Origin of the sequence: Acinetobacter minutum (assembly GCF_035916735.1) — a bacterium.
Lineage (GTDB): Bacteria > Pseudomonadota > Gammaproteobacteria > Pseudomonadales > Moraxellaceae > Acinetobacter.
The window spans coordinates 15,633-34,549 of the sequence record NZ_JAQIHG010000011.1 but is presented as its reverse complement, the minus strand read 5'-3'; the positions used below and the strand labels follow the sequence as shown (position 1 = coordinate 34,549).

At 44.5% G+C, this 18,917-nt stretch carries 15 protein-coding genes; 10 read left to right on the top strand and 5 right to left on the bottom strand.

Annotated elements, in window-relative coordinates; translation table 11 throughout:
• Positions 1-22 precede the first annotated feature (22 nt).
• Positions 23-1,237 (bottom strand): aspartate aminotransferase family protein, encoded by a 1,215-nt coding sequence (locus PAE54_RS06400; protein WP_326518832.1) that lies wholly within the window; start codon positions 1,235-1,237, stop codon positions 23-25.
• A gap of 163 nt (positions 1,238-1,400) precedes the next feature.
• Between PAE54_RS06400 and grxD the strand changes: the two genes are divergently transcribed.
• Positions 1,401-1,742 (top strand): Grx4 family monothiol glutaredoxin, encoded by a 342-nt coding sequence (grxD, locus tag PAE54_RS06395; protein ID WP_273776938.1) that lies wholly within the window; start codon positions 1,401-1,403, stop codon positions 1,740-1,742.
• A 62-nt stretch (positions 1,743-1,804) separates the two neighbouring features.
• On the opposite strand, the gene PAE54_RS06390 is transcribed toward grxD, so the two are convergent.
• Positions 1,805-4,438: a Lon protease family protein gene (locus PAE54_RS06390; RefSeq protein ID WP_273776937.1), complete on the bottom strand. Its 2,634-nt coding sequence runs from the start codon at positions 4,436-4,438 to the stop codon at positions 1,805-1,807.
• A gap of 183 nt (positions 4,439-4,621) precedes the next feature.
• On the opposite strand from PAE54_RS06390, the gene PAE54_RS06385 reads away from it, so the two are divergent.
• From PAE54_RS06385 to rpmE, 4 genes are all read left to right on the top strand, one after another.
• Positions 4,622-6,769 (top strand): AmpG family muropeptide MFS transporter, encoded by a 2,148-nt coding sequence (locus PAE54_RS06385; protein ID WP_326518860.1) that lies wholly within the window; start codon positions 4,622-4,624, stop codon positions 6,767-6,769.
• A 19-nt stretch (positions 6,770-6,788) separates the two neighbouring features.
• Positions 6,789-7,190, top strand: a complete 402-nt coding sequence (gene gloA, locus PAE54_RS06380) for a lactoylglutathione lyase (RefSeq protein ID WP_273776935.1) — start codon at positions 6,789-6,791, stop codon at positions 7,188-7,190.
• A 160-nt stretch (positions 7,191-7,350) separates the two neighbouring features.
• Positions 7,351-8,328, top strand: coding sequence for a bile acid:sodium symporter family protein (locus PAE54_RS06375; RefSeq protein WP_273776933.1), 978 nt, complete (start codon positions 7,351-7,353; stop codon positions 8,326-8,328).
• A 191-nt stretch (positions 8,329-8,519) separates the two neighbouring features.
• Positions 8,520-8,747, top strand: coding sequence for a 50S ribosomal protein L31 (gene rpmE / locus PAE54_RS06370; protein WP_273776931.1), 228 nt, complete (start codon positions 8,520-8,522; stop codon positions 8,745-8,747).
• A gap of 72 nt (positions 8,748-8,819) precedes the next feature.
• Here the strand turns inward: rpmE and PAE54_RS06365 are convergent, their stop codons facing one another.
• The 3 genes from PAE54_RS06365 to epmB are packed head-to-tail and all read right to left on the bottom strand — an operon-like array spanning position 8,820 to position 13,706.
• Positions 8,820-10,943 (bottom strand): EAL domain-containing protein, encoded by a 2,124-nt coding sequence (locus tag PAE54_RS06365; protein WP_326518831.1) that lies wholly within the window; start codon positions 10,941-10,943, stop codon positions 8,820-8,822.
• Positions 10,925-12,676 (bottom strand): cyclic-di-GMP receptor FimW-related protein, encoded by a 1,752-nt coding sequence (locus PAE54_RS06360; RefSeq protein WP_326518830.1) that lies wholly within the window; start codon positions 12,674-12,676, stop codon positions 10,925-10,927. Before PAE54_RS06360 ends, PAE54_RS06365 begins: the two co-directional genes overlap by 19 nt.
• Before the next feature lie 13 nt (positions 12,677-12,689).
• On the bottom strand, positions 12,690-13,706 hold the full coding sequence (epmB, locus tag PAE54_RS06355) for an EF-P beta-lysylation protein EpmB (protein WP_326518829.1): 1,017 nt from the start codon (positions 13,704-13,706) through the stop codon (positions 12,690-12,692).
• Positions 13,707-13,776: 70 nt separating this feature from the next.
• On the opposite strand from epmB, the gene efp reads away from it, so the two are divergent.
• From efp to PAE54_RS06330, 5 genes are all read left to right on the top strand, one after another.
• On the top strand, positions 13,777-14,346 hold the full coding sequence (gene efp, locus PAE54_RS06350; protein ID WP_273776923.1) for an elongation factor P: 570 nt from the start codon (positions 13,777-13,779) through the stop codon (positions 14,344-14,346).
• Positions 14,347-14,539: 193 nt separating this feature from the next.
• Positions 14,540-16,639, top strand: a complete 2,100-nt coding sequence (locus tag PAE54_RS06345) for a carbon starvation CstA family protein (protein WP_326518828.1) — start codon at positions 14,540-14,542, stop codon at positions 16,637-16,639.
• Positions 16,640-16,652: 13 nt separating this feature from the next.
• A complete protein-coding gene (locus tag PAE54_RS06340) occupies positions 16,653-16,955 on the top strand; it encodes a YbdD/YjiX family protein (protein WP_273776919.1) in 303 nt (100 codons plus the stop codon).
• A gap of 80 nt (positions 16,956-17,035) precedes the next feature.
• Positions 17,036-17,995, top strand: a complete 960-nt coding sequence (locus PAE54_RS06335; RefSeq protein ID WP_326518827.1) for an AAA family ATPase — start codon at positions 17,036-17,038, stop codon at positions 17,993-17,995.
• On the top strand, positions 17,996-18,916 hold the full coding sequence (locus tag PAE54_RS06330; RefSeq protein WP_273776917.1) for a DUF58 domain-containing protein: 921 nt from the start codon (positions 17,996-17,998) through the stop codon (positions 18,914-18,916). It abuts the gene before it with no gap.
• The last annotated feature ends 1 nt before the right edge of the window (position 18,917 follow it).

The following is an 18,917-nucleotide window of genomic DNA, read 5'->3' as shown; positions in this document are numbered from 1 at the left end:
GCTTTTTCAATGCATTAAATCATTAGGCTGCAAGAAAATCCTGGATCAATGGAACCAGACGCTGCACAAGATCGTCAGCCTGTTCGCGGGTCATGTTCAATGGCGGCAACAGACGTACCACATTGCCAGCGGTTACGTTAATAATGAGTTTTTGCTGATCACGAGCAATATTCACCAGTTCCGCACAAGCTTTTGGTAGTTCAATCCCGATCATCATGCCGAAACCACGAACAATCACGTTCTGGACTGCCAGTTTTTCACGCAGTTGATCCACGATGTACTGACCCACTTGAGCGGCATTTTCCATGGTGTTTTCTTTTTGCATTAGGTCGATCACGGTATAGACTACGCGCGAACCCAAAGCCGTACCACCGTAAGTTGAACCGTGGTTGCCTGCTGCCAATACGCCAACAGCACGTCCTTGAGTCATGACCGCGCCAATCGGGAAACCATTACCCAATCCTTTTGCTGTGGTTAAAACATCTGGCACGATATTGGTATGCTGATAGGCAAAATATTTTCCGGTACGGCCATTACCCGTCTGGACTTCATCCAGCATCATGAGCCAGTTGTGCTGGTTACAGATCTGACGGACGTCTTCAAGATAGCTAAACCCTTGTGGTGCAGTATTGACACCGCCTTCACCCTGGATCGGTTCAATCAAAATCGCCACGATGTCTGGGTGCTGGACCGCTGCTTCCTGAATGGCTTCGATATCGCCAAAAGGCACACGGATAAAACCTTCTACGAGTGGAGCAAAACCTTCCTGCACTTTGGCATTACCTGTCGCAGAAAGCGTCGCAAGGGTACGGCCATGGAAAGATTTCTCTGCCACAATAATTTTAGGATGGCTGATGCCTTGTTGGTGGCCATATTTACGTGCAATTTTGATTGCACCTTCATTGGATTCCGCACCACTGTTGGAGAAGAAAATCTCTTCCATACCGGAGACTTCAGCCAGTTTTTGTGCAGCGGCCGTTTGCCATGGAATTTCAAACAGGTTACTGGTATGAATCAGGGTGGCTGCCTGTTCAGCAATCGCTTCTGCAATCACAGGATGGGCATGACCTAAGCCGCATACGGCAATCCCGGTGAGTGCATCTAGGTATTCACTGCCATCTGCTGTATAAAGATAAGCACCTCGTCCTCGTACAAAGCTGATCGGTTGACGGCCATAAGTTGGCATCAAATGAGATGGTTGATCAGGTTGTACCGGAGCAAGGGTGATATGATTCATGACAGAACTCTTATCTGTTAAGTGACTAGAAAAAGTTTATATAAGCAAAATCTGCCTCAGAATAAAAGCCCAAATGTAAAATTAAAACAGAAATATCGTGGTGATTGGTCCTGTTTGCCGAAGTTTTAGGTATAATGCGCGCAGATGAGTTGAGGATCTTTCTATGACTGAACAAGCACGTGATACTGAAGCATTAATTCGCGATCAAATTGCTAAACATGCTGTACTCCTTTACATGAAAGGTACGCCGCAATTTCCACAATGTGGTTTCTCAGCACGTGCTGTGGAAGCGCTCAGTCAGATTGGCCGTCCGTTTGCTTATGTGAATATTCTTGAAAATCCAGATATTCGTGCAACTTTACCAAAAATTGCCAACTGGCCAACTTTCCCACAATTGTGGGTGAATGGTGAGTTGATTGGCGGTAGCGACATCATGCTTGAAATGTTCCAGAGCGGCGAACTCAAGCCATTGATCGAAGCACATAGTGCAGCACCTGAAGCATAATTTGCTTACAGTCAAAAAAAGCGCCTGTTGATCAGGCGCTTTTTTTATGGGGCTTGACTGATTCAATTCACCAGTTCTGCAGACTGATTGGTATTTTCATCGCTCGCTTTCTGTTCTGCATTCAGTGATTGATCCGGACGAGCACTTTCATCTGCTTTCTTTTTTTTCTTCTTTTTTTTCTTTTTCTTCGGCTCTTCTTCCAGTTCAGCACCATCTTCGATTGCTTGCCAGTATTCCAGTTGCTCCATCACAGCCGCATAGATCGAGTTTTTGCTATAACGGCCTTTCTTGTTGAGGGTGCCAACAGGGCGGGCCATCAGGATTTCCAGTGCCTGATCAATGGTATCAATGGCATGAACATGGAACTGTCCGGCCTGTACGGCATCAATCACATCCTGGCGTAACATCAGATGTTGCATGTTCTGGCGCGGAATAATGACGCCTTGTTTACCGGTTAGACCTTGCAGTTTGCAGGCATCATAGAAGCCTTCAATTTTGGCATTGACACCCCCAATCGGCTGCACCTGGCCAAGCTGGTTCATAGAGCCGGTAATTGCCCAGGATTGATCAATCGGGATTTGGCTAATGGCTGAAATGAGGGCGCAGAGTTCAGCAACGGTGGCACTGTCGCCATCAATTTGTCCGTAGCTTTGTTCGAAAGCCAATGCAGCCGAGAAGTGCAAAATCTGTTCACGGCCAAAGTGGGCTTTCAGAAAGCTGGCCATCAGTAACACACCTTTGGCATGTAATGAACCACCCAGCTCTACACTACGTTCTATATCCAGAATATCTCCACCGCCTTGATAGACAGAAGCGGTCAAACGCGATGGCAAGCCAAACTCTACATCCGCATAATGAATCACAGAAATGGCGTTAATTTGGCCGAGGCGGTGGCCACGTGTCTCGATGAGCTGAGTTCCACTTGACAGATCCTGCCAATACAATTCACGCAAATAGCCTAAGCGGTATTGGCGGTTATGTAAGGCTGTGTTGATATGTTTGGCCGAGACGATTTTATCTTCTGCCTGTACCGCATGGTGATGCGATTCACGGATCAAGTCCCCCAAAGTCAGCGCATGCAGGGAGAGTGAACTCTGATCTTCAGCTTGACGGCTTGAATCGGTTAGCAGGGCAGCGAGTGCAGAACGGTCAAACGGCAACAGTTTATCTGCCTGTACATAATCAGCGATCAGCTGCATGTAAGCATGTTCATTTTCTGCTGTACGTTGCAGGGTATCAGTAAAATCTGCCCGGATTTTAAAAATACTACCCAGTTCAGGTTCTAGTTCCAGAATTTCATAGTAAATTTCCGGTTCGGCCAGCAAAACGACTTTTAAATTCAGTGGAATGGCCTGGGGTTCAATCGAAATACTACCGGTCAGGGTAAGCATATGTTCTAGCGAAGAGAGCTTTAACTGACCCGATTTCAGTGCACGTTTCAGACCTTGCCAAGCATACGGTTGTTCCAATAATTGCTCAGCTTCGAGCATGAGAAAACCGCCATTGGCACGATGTAAGGCACCCGCACGAATGAGGGTGAAATCCGTGGTAATAGTACCGTTATGCGTCAGTTGCTCAACGTGACCTAACAAATTGTAGTGGGTTGGAAAGTCTTCAAAAATAACCGGTGCACCACTGTTAGCTTTATTGCTGACAATGACATTCGCCTGATAGCGCGCGGGAATACGGCTAAACATCGCCGGAGAGAAATCATCTTCTTCCTGATCCAGAATCATTTCTACATGGTCAATGATGTCTTGAGCATACAGTTTTAGATACTGCTCTAAGCCTTTAACTTCACTGAATTTATTCAGAATTTGCTCGATCCGTGGTAGTACCACCTGCTTTGCAATATCACGATTGAGGTCAAAGACACGGTCACGAGCATCATCTTCGAGATCGCCCAGATGTAAACCGAGACGTTCCAGCTTTTTATCCATATAGCGGATATTGGCGGCGATTTCGGCACGCTCTTTACTACTTAAAGCATTGATTTCATCTTGTGTCATTTCCTGCATCTGGTCATTTTTAAGATGAACAGGAACAAAACAGTGTTCTTCCTGACGTGAAATCAGTTTCAAATCGAGTGCTTCACCTTCCTTAGTGATCGCAATCAACGCTTGTTGCTGTTCCGTGCCGGTACGTTGGCGGATCTGTTCAATTTTATTGTGATAGGTTTCTGCACTAAAACGGCGTTCGAGCTGCTTGAGTAAGGTTTGCCAGGTTTGATGCAGTAGATCGGCAAATTTGCTTCCTTGACCTGCTGGAAAACATAGGCCAATTGGCTGACGCGGGCTTTGAAAGTTATAACCATAGACCCAGTCGTCTGGGGTCGGCATGCTCTTGGCATGCTGCTGTAACAGACGTCGAATCATGGTTCTTTTACCAAGACCTGCGGTACCGACAGCAAAAATGTTGTAGCCGGAATAAGGTAATGAGATCCCTGCTTCTACTGAGGCTTTCGCACGATCCTGACCGAGAAAGTTATTTAATGGTTTAATCCGTTTGGTTGAAGCAGGAATATTTTCCAGGTTAGGGATATGGGTGAGTTGTTTATTGTGTAATGCGGTTTTTTGTAATGTACCCTGAATGTCGGCTTGCTCAAATGCAGAAGGATTTTCCTGAATATTTTTTGCGATTTGGGGAAGTAAAGCGGGGGTGGAAGAACAAGTCATCTGGTCGAGTCTTTGCGTCACTGTGAAAATCCAAAACTGAAGCTGCGTAATAGATTTTAAGGTATACAGGTTTAACCGAAAATATCAAGCGAGCCGTCCGGTTTATCAACAAAATAAAATAATCCTTGCACAAATCGGGTTGCAACATTTGTGATTAACGGTTTGAATAACAATCTTTGTAAGATCATGGAACAACAGACGCGGATGACCACACAATCAACAGGATGGAAAAACGCCTTTACGGCCTTTTGGGATCGCCGTGCGATCATTATGCTGTTTTTAGGTTTTTCTGCCGGTATTCCCATTCTGCTGATTTTTTCCAGTTTGTCTTTATGGCTCGGTGAAGCCGGTATTGATAAAAGTGCCGTCACTTTCTTTAGCTGGGCCGCGTTAGGTTACTCATTTAAATTTGTCTGGGCACCGTTAATCGATGAATTACCCGTTCCTGTACTCACCCGCAGTCTTGGTCGGCGTCGTGCCTGGTTACTGATCGCCCAATCGCTGATTATCCTTGCCATCGGCATTATGGCCTTTTCCAATCCTGCCTTAGGACAAAGTTCCTTAATTCAGATGGCTATCGGAGCGGTATTGTTGGGTTTTGCTTCGGCTACCCAAGATATTGTGATTGATGCTTACCGGATTGAACTGGCAGAGACGCAAATGCAGACGGTTTTGGCCTCGACCTATAATGCAGGCTATCGTATCGGGATGATCATTGCAGGGGCAGGTGCCTTATTTTTGGCAGCGTATCTCGGTACTGCGAAAGGCAACTATATTTATGAGGCCTGGAAATACACGTATTTAAGCATGGCGGCGGTGATGCTGGTTGGTGTCATCACGACATTCATCATTCGTGAACCGAAGGTCGAACGAGTTTATAAAACCTATGCACGCAGCGATTATTTCCGTCTGGTGTTGGTGTTTCTGGTCGCGGTTGCTGGTTTTGTTCTGAGCTATATCTATTCCGATCGACTGGTGCAGGCAGTCATAGAAGCCGCACAAATTAGCGATACCTTTTTAAAGTTTTTGCTAGAGAGCGTTCGTTTTATTGGTTCAGCGTTGGTGGCACTTGTGCTGGGATCACTGTTGGTTAAGGCTAAAGTGGTGAATCAGCAGATGGCACATGAGACCTGGATTAACCCGATTCAGGATTTTTTCCAGCGTTATGGCCTGAAACTGGCATTGGTTTTGTTATTGCTGATTGGTTTTTACCGTATTTCTGACATTATCGCGGGTGTGATTTCCAATGTGTTCTATCAGGATTTAAATTTCAGTAAGGAACAAATTGCCGAAGCGGTAAAAGTCTACGGGGTGATCTTTACCTTGATTGGTGGTTTTCTGGGTGGTTTGCTGGCTCAGCGTTTTAACATTATGAAAATCATGTTGATCGGTGCGATCCTGGCCAGTTCAACCAATCTGATTTTTATTGGTTTGGTAAAATCAGGCAATGCTTTAGCACCGGTTGAGATTCAGATCGGCGAGCAACATTACCGTACGACAGCCGATGAGGTCGGATACTGGAAACTGAAAATCCCAGCTGAACAATTATTGCAGACGGATCATCTTGAAGTGCATGCAGCCTATACGGATCAGCCGAATCAAAGGATGAATGTCCGTTTACCTTATTTGAAAACTGAATCGGGTGATTCCAGACTTGCATTACAGATCTTACCTGTGACTTCCGACAATCGGGTTGATACACAAGAAGCTGAAAAAAGTCTGGTCATTCGTGGACAGGTCTTTGGTCTGGATACCGCACGTTCCGAAAAAATAGAAGTGTGGCTGGATGGTAAAAAATTCGATGCTACCGTGGATGATGCTGGTATCTGGAGCGCTGCGGTTGATGGAAAACAACTTGCAGCTTCAGACTCCCACCAGTTAAAAGCGCAGGTGATTAATGCTCAAGGCCAGGTCTTAAAAGCCCAAACCCTGCAATATCAGAGTGGTAGTGCGAAAACGACCGGACTCGATGTGGATATACAGCCGCTAGGACTTGTGAAAGCAGATCAGAAGGATATTGAACTTCAAGGGAAAGTCATCAAGCCTTATAGCAGTGTTTGGTTGTATTTTGCCATTATCGTGGATAATTTAGCATCTGGACTGGCAGGAGCAGCCTTTATTGCATTCCTCTCTAGCCTGACCAGTGTATCTTTTACCGCAGTACAATATGCCATTTTTAGCTCTTTGATGACCTTGACCCCGAAAATTCTAGGCGGTTATTCGGGGACGATTGTGACCCATATCGGTTATCCAAGCTTCTTCTTGATGACCACTCTGATGGGAATTCCGATCCTGATCTTGATTCTCTGGGTCGCACGCCTTCTGGCAAAACATCAACAACAGCAAGTTTAGAGAGAGTGAGGATAAGATAATGCGTATGTTACATACCATGCTCCGTGTGGGGAATCTGGAACGTTCATTGGCTTTTTATACTGAAGTTTTAGGTATGCGCTTATTACGCAAGCGTGACTATGAAGAAGGGCGTTTTACCTTGGCTTTTGTCGGTTATGGTGATGAGGACAGCACAACTGTGCTGGAATTGACGCATAACTGGGATACTGAAAGTTATGACCTCGGTAATGGTTATGGCCATATTGCGATCGCTGTCGAGGATGCCTACCAAGCCTGTGAAGAGATCAAAGCCCGTGGTGGTAAAGTGGTGCGTGAAGCAGGGCCCATGAAAGGAGGCGTCACCGTGATTGCCTTTGTTGAGGATCCGGATGGCTATAAAGTCGAGCTGATTCAGCAAGATGAGAATGCCCGCAATAATTAATAAGGCGATTGAACTGGATGATTAAGAGATCATTCGATTCTGCTTGATTTTCTTGAAAGTTCAGTCCGAATCCCCTAAGCTCAGCTTGACGAAATTTGACCTGTTGGTGAATTTCGTCTGCTGGGCTTTTTATTAACTATCGAAATGCAGGATGCATGTCATGTTGAAATTGTTGGCTTTGGATCGTTTTACCATTCTATTGTTTGTAATGGTTTTGCTGGCGAGTCTGTGGCCGATTTCCGGGCAGGCGGCCGAGTATTTTTCTGTACTCACTACCAGTGCAATTGCATTGCTGTTTTTCTTGCATGGCGCCAAATTATCACGTGATGCGATCCGTGAGGGATTATTCCACTGGAAATTACACAGTATTATTTTCCTGTTTACTTTTGCTTTGTTTCCGGGATTGGGGCTCTTGGCTCGACCGATCTTGGAACCTTTATTGGGGCAAATGCTGTATTGGGGTTTTCTATTTTTATGCTTCTTGCCCTCAACCGTGCAGTCCTCCATCGCGTTTACCTCTATGGCACAAGGCAATGTCGCTGGAGCCGTCTGTAGTGCCTCTTTTTCCAACATTATTGGTATGTTGATTACTCCATTGCTGGTGAGCTTGTTTATTATGGGGAGTAATACGCCACAGTATGACCCGAGTCAGGCGATTCTGCAGATTATTGGCTTGTTACTGGTGCCTTTTGTCTTGGGTCAATTGATGCGACCTTGGATCTATCCCAAAATGCAAAAATTTCCGAATTTAGTGAAAAATTTTGATCAGTGGTCGATTTTATTGGTGGTGTATGGTGCTTTCAGCGGTGCAGTGGTCAATGGCCTATGGCAGCAAGTGGACTTATCGACTTTGTTCGTGCTGATTCTGGTTTGCTCGGTTTTACTGGCCGTGATTATGGGTTTGGCTTTTTGGTGTGCGCGATTGCTTGGGTTTGACCTTGCCGATCAGAAAACGATTTTCTTTTGTGCCTCCAAAAAAACTTTGGCCAGTGGCGTTCCTATGGCGCAAATTTTATTTATGGGTTTACCTCTCGGGATTCTATTGTTGCCGATCATGATTTTTCACCAGATCCAGTTGATGGTGTGTGGCATATTAGCCAATGCCTGGTCGAAATCCTCAGATTCATCTATAGAATGATTCGCAATCTGGCAGGAGTTCACGTATAATGCGTGCCACTTGTTGTGCTTAGCTCTGGTTTAGAACCTCGGTGGGCCAAAAGAATGGTCTGTTGTGGTGTTGATCTGCGAATTTTCGCCTTTTCCCCTAATTTTGGGAGTGATCAATTGCGATGACAGCTTAAGCCTTTCTTCAATTAGGAGTAATCGACGATGCGCGCCGATATTCACCCAAAATACGAAACACTTGTTGCAACTTGTTCATGTGGTAACGTGATCGAAACCCGTTCAGCTTTAGGTAAAGAAACACTTTATCTTGACGTATGTTCAGCATGCCACCCGTTCTATACTGGTAAGCAAAAGAACGTCGACACTGGCGGTCGTATCGACAAGTTCAAACAACGTTTTGCAGGTATGTCACGTTCTATCAAACGTGGTTAATCCTCAAAATGAAAAAAACGGGCAATTCGCCCGTTTTTTTGTCTCTGCATTTTTATCTGGGTTGGCAAGATCTTAATGATCTTGCACATCGCTTAAATGATCGAGTTTTTTCTGGAAATAGTCACCCTGCAAATAACGCGCTTCGACATTCCAGGCATTTGCGAACAGATTCATATCATTTAATTCGGAAAGTAGAATTTCAACCGGACGAATAATCAGGAAGTTGGCAATTTTCTCTTGCAGCTGTTCGACTTGCGCATCGTCTGCCAGCATGGTAGACAGGCGGCTATCCAAGCTCAGATAATTAATCTCGACCTGATTCAGGAAGGAGTCACTGTACATCGACATTCCGAAATCTCGCAATGAAATCTCAGCACCATGCTGGCGTAATACCCGTATCTGTTTCTGTACGAGAGGGAGATCATGGTTGAGTGCTTTTTCCGAGAATTGTAGAATCAATGGATGGCTAACGCGACTGCCCACAATGGTCAGCAGTTTTTCCACGAGTTGTGGGAATTGTGGATCTTCTAGCAGGATCGGAGAATTCAGATTGACAATTAGTTTAGCCTCAGGATACTGCGTAATAAAGTTATGGAGTTGCTTACACGCCTCTACCAATACCCAGCGATCGACTTTGATAGACAGTTCTGGATCATCCGCCAATTCTCTAAAATCGGCTAAATTGTGCCATTGGTTTTCATAGATGAAACCACTAGTGACTTCATAGGTATACAAATTAGTATCGTATTTATCATACAGCTGCTGATATTTTAGCCGGATATCACCACTTTCCAGTCTTTGCTGTAAAGCCTGCAAAATTGTTGGCTGTTCCAAGAGTTGTGGATCGGCTTCAAAACCTAATGGAGTCGTTTCAAGTTTGGCGGATAATTCAAGATCCGATGCTTGAGTCAGGGTTGCCAGACTGTTATGGAAGGCGCGGTTAAGCAATTCTTCCAATTGATCTTCATTGCCCAGTTCACTTTTTAATTCAGCATAACCCAGTTTTAAGTGGAGTGGGTAACTGCTATTGCCTACAGCCAACAATTGCGGTTTTTCTAGGGCGGCTAAGCCTGCTAAACGCGATTTTAATACCGAAGCTGATTCAGCCTGCACCAGTACAGCAAAAAGTCCCGTTTCGATTTTAAAGACAGGTAAGTGAGTCTGTTCTTTCAGGAAGTTTTGGATGTTGTGGAAATAACCTTGCAGCGTGTTGAGATTGGTATGGAAAATTTCATTAGGACATGTGGCTAATGAAACTGAAACCAATGCATTACAATTCGCGGGCTGGTTGAGCAAGGTGCGATTAATGTGTTGATAGGTCTTCGCAGGTTGCTGCAGAACGCTTTTTTCAGATCCTTCGGTGGTTTTGGAATGTGGCGTAGCGTAATTGCTTGCAGTGCCACAATCAATCGTCAGCTGTAAAGCATCTTCTTCAGCAGCAGGCAAGAACTCGATATGTAAAGGATTTTTACTGGCTGCCTGAGACTGGCGTGTATGCATCTCAAAACATGCCTGATCAAATTGACCCTGTGAAATTTTCTTAAAACGCTGTTTAAAATCATTTAGATCTGCAGGTTGTAAGACATCTAATAGGGGGAGGCCAATAATCTCATCTTCATCTTTAAAGCCAAATAAAGCTAAATATTCAGGGTTTGCCTGTAAATGGATACCTTCCTGGATGATGGCAACAGCCTTATTACTGTCTTCGACTAAGGATTGTGCTTGTGACTGGGCATTTTCCAGTTCATCTTCTAGATGCTGTTGGGTTTGTACCAGACGGCTATAAGATAAGGCACGAATGACATCGATATAAAAACGAGCACTGTAATCCAGATTGACCAGATCATAAATGCCTTTATTGATAAAGGTCATATATTGTTCGAACTGATAATCCTCAGGTTTAAGCATCAAGACGGGGAGGTGCGGTTGTTTTGACGCCTGAATCAAGGCAATCGCCTGTTCAACTTTCAAGTCATAGGCACGACCAAAAATTACCACATCCCAGACATTGTGCAGCTGTTTTTCAAAGCTTTTGATATCGTCGAGTAAGCAGGCTTTAACCTGATGGCCTTTAGCATCCAGCAACTCAAGAATTTGGTTATAACGAATCTGGTTGTCATCAATAATGAGTAAGCGAGTTTCTGTACGCTTTAACTTTTTCGACAGTAAAGAGTTTCTCATTTTAATGCTTCCCATAAATCATGATCTTTCAATTCATCGGCCTTCTGGTGGATAAACTGATCTACAATAGATTGCTGCTGATCATTTAATAATTCAAATTCAAATTGGACAAAACTTTGTGTGATTGCCAGTGTCTTCAGTAGATAGATTTTGATTTCTTCTTTGCCGAGACGTAAATAAATGGTTTGTTGATCTTTAAACATTTGTGAACCCGGCAGAACCAGACTGGTTTTCACTAGGCCATCTTGTTCATTTTGTAAGATCAGCGCGGGATGGTAGTTATCTAGATGTCGTTCTGGCTTGATATGCACTGCACAAGGATAAATCTCTTGCGCCAGAATTTCTATGCCAAGCTCTAAACTTTTATCAGCCGCTTGTTTAATCCAGCGAATGACCGCAGAGCGCCATTTTCCTTGGTTATTTTCCTGAACCAGAATGAATTCACCGGTACGAAGATTTTTTGGCGTTTCACCGGTCCATTTAATGCGGTAACCATTGGCACTAATATCAATCACGTCAGCCTGATAAATCTGTTTTGCTTCTCGATCGAGTAACTTGGTGTGTGCCGTGCCTGAAGTGCTCGCATCTGTCCAACCTGCCAGCATTCGTGATTCATTCAACCTGTCAAAGCGTGTGCTGATTTCTAGCGTTTCGTAAAAATTTTTCGCTTTTGACATGTAAAAATGTGCAGTCATCAAGCTAAAACATAACTGTAACTGTGCTGAATATTCATAACGCTCATGCTGACGTTCGATGTGATCATTATCGAGAATAGTTTGCACATGGTGTTTTAATGTAGGGCTCAGGAACAGTTTTTCATTCTTTGAAAGGTACTCTGGATTTTTACCTAAGGTGTTATTGATATGCTCGAGTAGACTTTGTGTGCTGATGAATAGATTGGCCTGAAAATCATCGCTTTGCTTTTTATTGAATACCGGTCGTTCATCTGTACGTGTATCGACCAGATATTTACTCGTATTATTTTCTCGTGTTGAAAGTTGAATCAGACGGGCCCAATCAAAAGTACATTCGTACAAGGCATTAATTTCTGACGGACGGATTTGGTGCGTGTTGAAGATATCCAATAGGATTAATTGAGCATAGGCTTGAGCAATATTCTGTAGGCCATGTGCACTTTCTTTAATTTGACTGAGGCTGGTGTTGTAATAGTCATGCTCCAATGCCAGATTATAGAGTCGATGGGCAGCTTGCCATTGACCTGGTAAGGCACTGCTATACAACATTTGCTGTTGATAGAGTAGGCCTGCAAACTGGCGCAAACTATAAAAAGTTGCCAGGGAGCGTGCAGTCTGTAAATTTTTCTTTTGGCTAAAGGCAAACAGGGAAAATTTCTGATGTTGTAACTGATCGTGACTGCGCAGGGTAATGTCCTGATAGATCTTGGCGAAATAACTGCGCAGCAACATCGCCAATTCAATAATATGTTCATTCCGGTCTGAACTGATCAAGGCATGATTGGAAAAATGTTTTTCCAAACTTAATAGCACATTTTCAATACTATGGTGCAAGACCTGGATCAGGTCAAAACGCAAGGTTTCCGCACATTTGAGTTCAGAGATTTCGATCAGGGCATTAAACAGCAATTTAGATGAGTCACCCAATTGAAGAATAGACAACGAAGAAATCCAGTCCTGTACTTCTTTCACGGAGGTACCGGAAAAACTTAAATGGTCGCGTATTAAAGCGGTAGGTGTCTGAAAAGTATCCGAAATCGCACTATTCATCATATTGTTGTAAAACTCAAAAAGTTGAATCCCCAAAAAGCGGTGTTTTATTCTTTTCGCCCGCTATTTCCCTGACCAGTTTAGGAACCAAAAACCCCGGTAGATTCGCTAAAATTTCACGATAAATGTCATTCACCTGTGATGACAATAAATCGAAATGATGTGCCCCTTTCACCTTATCAAGTACGTGTAAATAGTAGGGCATCACCCCTGCCTCAAACAGGCGATAGCTTAAATTTACCAAGACTGGGGCTGAATCATTCACCCCTTTTAATAATACTGCCTGATTCAATACCGTAATATGATGTTGAACCAACTCAGAAAGTTTGGAGCAGGTGAAGTCATCTAACTCAGCTGGATGGTTTGAGTGTATCACCAGAATAATACGTAGCCTACTGTTTTTTAACAGCGTAATCAGCTCTTTATCGACACGGTTGGGGATTACGATCGGAACCCGTGAATGGATTCTCAAAAATTTTATTTGCGCGATGGATTCAAGTCGTTCAATCCACTCGGCAAGTTTGCGATTAGATAAGGTAAGGGGGTCACCACCGCTTAAAATTACTTCATTAATATCGGGCTGGCTTTCAATATAAGCTTTCATCTGTGGCCAGTCTTCGCGCTTTGGAAGATTCTCTTGATAGGGGAAATGGCGACGGAAACAGTAACGGCAATGTACAGCACATGCCCCTGTCAGGGTCAGCAAGAAGCGCGATTTATACTTATGTAGAATACCGGGAAATTGATTCGCTGCTTCTTCACCGAGCGGATCGGTTACAAAGCCAGGATGATCTTCCAGTTCGAGGTGATGAGGAAGAACTTGCAGCAGGAGGGGATCATAAGGATCGCCTACGTTCATTTTTCCAACAAATGCACGTGGCACACGCAATTTAAACTGTTCAGAAGCCAGAATCGCGCCCGATAATAAGTCATCGGGTGATAGCTCAAGCGTCGTGAGCAACTCTAGCGGGTCAGTAATCAGGTCACTGAGTTGTGATTGCCAGTTTTGCTCTTGATATAAATAGTTTATCATGCCACACGTTAAAAATAATGCTAGTCTAGCATTATTAGATTTGAGTTAGTAAGTTTGGAGTGTGCCAGTCATGGCCAATTATTCTACAAATGAATTCAAGCAAGGCCTTAAAGTCATGCTTGACGGTAACCCATGTTCAATCATGGAAAATGAATATGTAAAGCCAGGTAAAGGCCAAGCATTTAACCGTGTGAAACTTCGCAACCTGAAAACAGGTAAAGTTCTTGAAAAAACTTTTAAATCTGGCGACAGTTTGGAAGGTGCCGACATCGTAGAAGTAGAAATGAACTACTTGTACAATGATGGCGAACTTTGGAATTTCATGGATCCTGTCACTTTTGAACAGATCGCTGCAGATAAAACTGCGATGGGTGATGCTGCAAAATGGTTAAAAGACGACTCGAACGAGCTTTGCACTATCATGTTGTTTAACGGTGTGCCGTTAAACGTCAGTGCGCCAAACTTCGTCGTGTTGAAAATCGTAGAAACTGATCCAGGTGTTCGTGGTGATACCTCTGGCGGTGGCGGTAAACCAGCGAAACTTGAAACAGGTGCTGTTGTACGTGTACCACTTTTCGTTCAGCAAGAAGAGAGCGTACGCGTAGACACCCGTACTGGTGAATACCTCGAACGCGCTTGATTACAAAAAGATAAAACCGCAGAGTTAAAATACGACTAATGTGGTAAGGGATGATGTCAATCATCCCTTTTTTATGCCAAAGTATTGGTTGAAAAATAAGATATCAGGAGTAGAGTCAGCCCAAACAGCAGAAAACGAATAATAAAAATGAGCTGCTTTAAATCATCAAGAAATTAAAAATATGAGGTTTTCTATGAACATGATTCAAACGAAATCTACTCTCCCCTCAAAACTGATCTGGAGTTTAGTCGCCATTGTCGGTGCAATTTCCTTTGGGATTTTAGCAGTTAGCCGTGGTGAACATGTCAATGCCGTCTGGCTGGTACTGGCCGCGATCTGTATCTATAGCATTGCATACCGATTTTATAGTTTATTCATTGCCAATAAGGTATTCGAACTCAATGCCCGACGCCTGACTCCAGCCCACCGTTTAATGGATGGTTTGGATTATGTGCCGACCAACAGATATGTACTCTTTGGCCACCATTTTGCTGCGATTGCTGGTGCTGGACCTCTCGTAGGACCGATTCTCGCTGCACAAATGGGCTACTTGCCTGGCACCATCTGGTTATTGGCTGGGGTGGTGCTCGCAGGTGCCGTGCAAGACTTTTTGGTGCTGTTTATTTCAACACGCCGTGATGGTCGCTCGCTCGGTGAGATGGCTAAACAAGAATTGGGCTCTTTCGCCGGTATTGTGGTCATGCTTGGTGCTTTAGGTGTGATGATCATTATTCTGGCCGTGTTGGCGTTGGTAGTCGTGAAAGCCTTGGCACATAGCCCATGGGGCGTGTTTAGTATTGCCGCAACCATCCCGATCGCCTTGTTTATGGGCGTGTATATGCGTTTCATCCGTCCAGGCAAGATCGCAGAAGTCTCGATCATCGGTTTTGTGCTGATGATGCTGGCGATTGTGTATGGTGGCCAAGTGGCCGCGGATCCTTACTGGGGGCCGTTCTTTACCTTAACCGGCACACAATTGACCTGGTGTCTGATTATCTACGGTTTTATTGCTTCTGTATTACCTGTCTGGCTGCTATTGGCTCCACGTGATTATCTGTCCACCTTCCTTAAAATCGGGGTAATTGCCGGTTTGGCCATCGGGATCATGGTGGCTTTACCTGAGCTGAAAATGCCGGCCGTCACCCATTTTATTGATGGTACAGGCCCGGTGTTTGCGGGCAGCTTATTCCCATTCCTGTTTATTACCATTGCTTGTGGTGCGATTTCTGGTTTCCATGCATTGGTATCGAGTGGGACATCACCGAAACTGGTGAATACTGAAGCCGATATTCGAATGATCGGTTATGGCGGTATGTTGATGGAGTCCTTTGTTGCCATTATGGCAATGATCTGTGCCACAGTACTGGAACCCGGCATTTACTTTGCGATCAACGCGCCTGCGGCTGTGCTTGGTACTACTGTGGAAAGTGCAGCTGAAGCAGTGCGTAACTTGGGCTTTTTCGTTACGCCTGATACCCTGGCTCTGTTGGCTAAAGAAGTAGGTGAAAGTTCGATTCTATCCCGTACGGGGGGAGCACCGACCTTTGCAATCGGGATGGCACATATCATTTCCGAGATTTTCAATAACCGTTCGATGATGGCATTCTGGTATCACTTTGCCATCTTGTTTGAAGCCTTATTCATTCTCACTGCAGTCGATGCTGGTACCCGCGCTTGCCGTTTCATGGTGCAAGATACAGTCGGTATTGTTGTTCCAGCCTTGAAACATTCGGGTTCATTCTTCGGAAACTTGGTGGGTACGTCTGTTGCTGTAGCGGGTTGGGGCTTCTTCGTTTATCAAGGTGTGGTCGATCCACTTGGCGGGATTAACTCGTTATGGCCATTGTTTGGTATCGGTAACCAGATGTTGGCCGCGATGGCGTTGATTCTGGGGACTGTGATTCTTTTTAAAATGAAGAAAGAAAAATATGTCTGGGTCACCATTCTCCCGACGATTTTCTTGTTCATTACTTGTATGACCGCCGGTTGGCAAAAGATTTTCCATGAGAATCCTAAAATTGGTTTCTTGGCACAAGCCAATCGTTTCTCGGATGCGATGGCGCGTGGTGAATTACTGGCTCCGGCAAAATCACTGGCAGAAATGCAAACGGTGGCATTGTCGAATCAGATCAATGCCATATTGTGTGGTTTCTTTATGATCGTGGCGATCGTTATGGTGTTTGCATCAATTGGTGTGATTCGCCGAGCATTGGCGAGCAAAGTGCCGACTGTACATGAAGCTGAAGCGGTGTATGTCGATCCAGCAACCTTGCAAAAACCCTCTAACCATTAATTAGGAGCATGACATGCTGTTCAAAATTCCTAAAAGTGGTCAGGCGGTGATTGTAAAAATCATCAAAATGACCGTAATGGCACAAAAGGATCTCTTGTTGTCGCCAAAAAACTGGTCACGTATTGCGACGTTGTGGCAGCGTTTACAACAGAGCTTCCGTTTGATGGTGGGTGTTCCTGATTATGAAACTTATCTGGAACATATGCGTAACCATCATCCCGATTTGGTGCCTATGGACGTCAAGACTTTTTTTCGCCATTGTGTAGATGCACGTTATCCATCTGCCAAAGGCGGAATGAAGAAATGCCCATGCTAGAAATCTTTTGATTTCTTTAGAAAAAAATTAAAACGGTGTATGTTAGGCATACGCCGTTTTTTAACATTGAGACAAATGTGATGTGGAGCAAAACGAAGGCTCAAAAGCCAGAAATTCATCAACAAATGTCCGTGCTCACTGAGCAGATTGAAGCCTTTCAAAGTGCTATTGATACTTTTTTACAGCAGATTAATTCCATTATTTTGGACAAACCTGAACAGACCAAATTGGCGCTCACCTGCTTGCTGGCAGGTGGACATGTGCTATTTGAGGATTTGCCGGGTTTGGGTAAAACCACACTTGCCAGTGCCTTGGCGAATTTGGCCGGTCTGCAGTTTCAGCGCATCCAGTTTACCAATGACATGCTGGCCAGTGATGTCATTGGGGTGAACATGTTGAACCAGAAAGAACATCGTTTTGAGTTTAAGCAGGGACCGGTTTTTACCCAGATTTTGCTGGCCGATGAAATTAACCGCTGTAGCCCTAAAACGCAGAGTGCACTACTCGAAGCCATGGAAGAAGGCTTTGTGACCGTTGATGGTGTGCGTTATACCTTACCTCAACCATTTTGGGTGATTGCTACGCAAAACCCACTTTATCAAAGTGGTACTTATGCGTTGCCTGAGTCACAACTTGACCGTTTTCTGATGCGTTTGTCACTTGGCTATCCTTCACGCGAAGCAGAAAAAATACTACTGCAGCAAGACACTCGCCAAATCTTGTTGTCGCAGCTGACGGCGATCTTTAAGCAGCAGGATATTCTTCAATTGCAACAGATGGTACGGCAGGTTTATCTCAGTGAAGCGGTGCTGGACTATTTACTGGATCTTGCCTCAGCAACCCGGAAAAAACAGCATGGTTTATCTACACGAGGGTTATTGGCACTGAAAAAAGCCGCACAAGCTTATGCTCTGGTCGAGAAGCGATCCTTCGTGACCACGGATGATGTTCAAGCAGTATTCGTAGCCGTTGCGGCGCACCGTATGGGCATCAGTGAAGTGGAAATCCTGAAATTACTCGATGCTGTGGCAGCTTGCTAAATGAAACCGCTGTTCTCCTCTGCACTGATACAAAAATGGCTGGTTAAACGTTTTCGTATCGATAAGCATAAGATGCTCAAACAAAATGATATTTTAATTTTTCTTTACCAGCAGGGTTATCTGTACTTGGTACTGATCTTGATCACCTTTATTGCGGGGGTAAATTATGCCAACAACCTGATTTTGGGATTTTGTTTTTTTATCAGTGCTGTGTTATGCATCAGTTTTTATCGGACCTTTAAACAGTTGCATGGTTTAAAGTTGGAAATGATTTATCCAGAAGTTGGGCGTGCCGGCCAGCCTTTAGAGGTGAAAATTCAGTTTGAGCAGGCCATGATTGCACCACGCTATTTATATGTTCAGACGGAACAGCAGCTACATAAAGTGTTGTTAAAACAGCGTGAACAGACAATAGCCTTGCATTTTTTTCCACAGCAGCGCGGTGCCTTTCCTTTACCTCAGATTCGGGTGTTTTCCCTGTATCCTTTGGGTTTGGTACGAGCCTGGACTTACTTGTATCCAGCTGAACAGATCTGGATTGCACCTCAGCCGCAAAGTATGACGAATCTGCGACAGCATGCGAGTGATCCGGATCAGCATGCGTTGGATGAATTCTTTGAACTGCGGGATTTTAAAATAGGCGATCCCTATCAGGCAGTATCTTGGAAACAGGCTGCACGTGGGCAAGGAATGCTGGTCAAGGTATTTGAAGCAGAGCGTGAAAAGCACCATCAAGTGATTGATTATCAGCAAATGCCTGGTATTGATCATGAGCAAAAATTGAGTTTTATGATGGAACTGATTGAACTGTGTGAACAGCAGCGACAGCCTTATCAGATTCGACTACCTCAGCAGTTACTGGCTGAAGGAATGGGGCGGAAACATTATCAACAGGCACTTCTGGCACTCGCACAGGCATAAT

Bases quoted from the DNA above. Each gene is read 5' to 3' on its own strand.
- PAE54_RS06400 (WP_326518832.1), bottom strand. From the start codon at position 1,237: ATGAATCATATCACCCTTGCTCCGGTACAACCTGATCAACCATCTCAT.
- grxD (WP_273776938.1), top strand. From the start codon at position 1,401: ATGACTGAACAAGCACGTGATACTGAAGCATTAATTCGCGATCAAATT.
- PAE54_RS06385 (WP_326518860.1), top strand. From the start codon at position 4,622: ATGACCACACAATCAACAGGATGGAAAAACGCCTTTACGGCCTTTTGG.
- gloA (WP_273776935.1), top strand. From the start codon at position 6,789: ATGCGTATGTTACATACCATGCTCCGTGTGGGGAATCTGGAACGTTCA.
- PAE54_RS06375 (WP_273776933.1), top strand. From the start codon at position 7,351: ATGTTGAAATTGTTGGCTTTGGATCGTTTTACCATTCTATTGTTTGTA.
- rpmE (WP_273776931.1), top strand. From the start codon at position 8,520: ATGCGCGCCGATATTCACCCAAAATACGAAACACTTGTTGCAACTTGT.
- PAE54_RS06365 (WP_326518831.1), bottom strand. From the start codon at position 10,943: ATGGGAAGCATTAAAATGAGAAACTCTTTACTGTCGAAAAAGTTAAAG.
- PAE54_RS06360 (WP_326518830.1), bottom strand. From the start codon at position 12,676: ATGATGAATAGTGCGATTTCGGATACTTTTCAGACACCTACCGCTTTA.
- epmB (WP_326518829.1), bottom strand. From the start codon at position 13,706: ATGATAAACTATTTATATCAAGAGCAAAACTGGCAATCACAACTCAGT.
- efp (WP_273776923.1), top strand. From the start codon at position 13,777: ATGGCCAATTATTCTACAAATGAATTCAAGCAAGGCCTTAAAGTCATG.
- PAE54_RS06345 (WP_326518828.1), top strand. From the start codon at position 14,540: ATGAACATGATTCAAACGAAATCTACTCTCCCCTCAAAACTGATCTGG.
- PAE54_RS06340 (WP_273776919.1), top strand. From the start codon at position 16,653: ATGCTGTTCAAAATTCCTAAAAGTGGTCAGGCGGTGATTGTAAAAATC.
- PAE54_RS06335 (WP_326518827.1), top strand. From the start codon at position 17,036: ATGTGGAGCAAAACGAAGGCTCAAAAGCCAGAAATTCATCAACAAATG.
- PAE54_RS06330 (WP_273776917.1), top strand. From the start codon at position 17,996: ATGAAACCGCTGTTCTCCTCTGCACTGATACAAAAATGGCTGGTTAAA.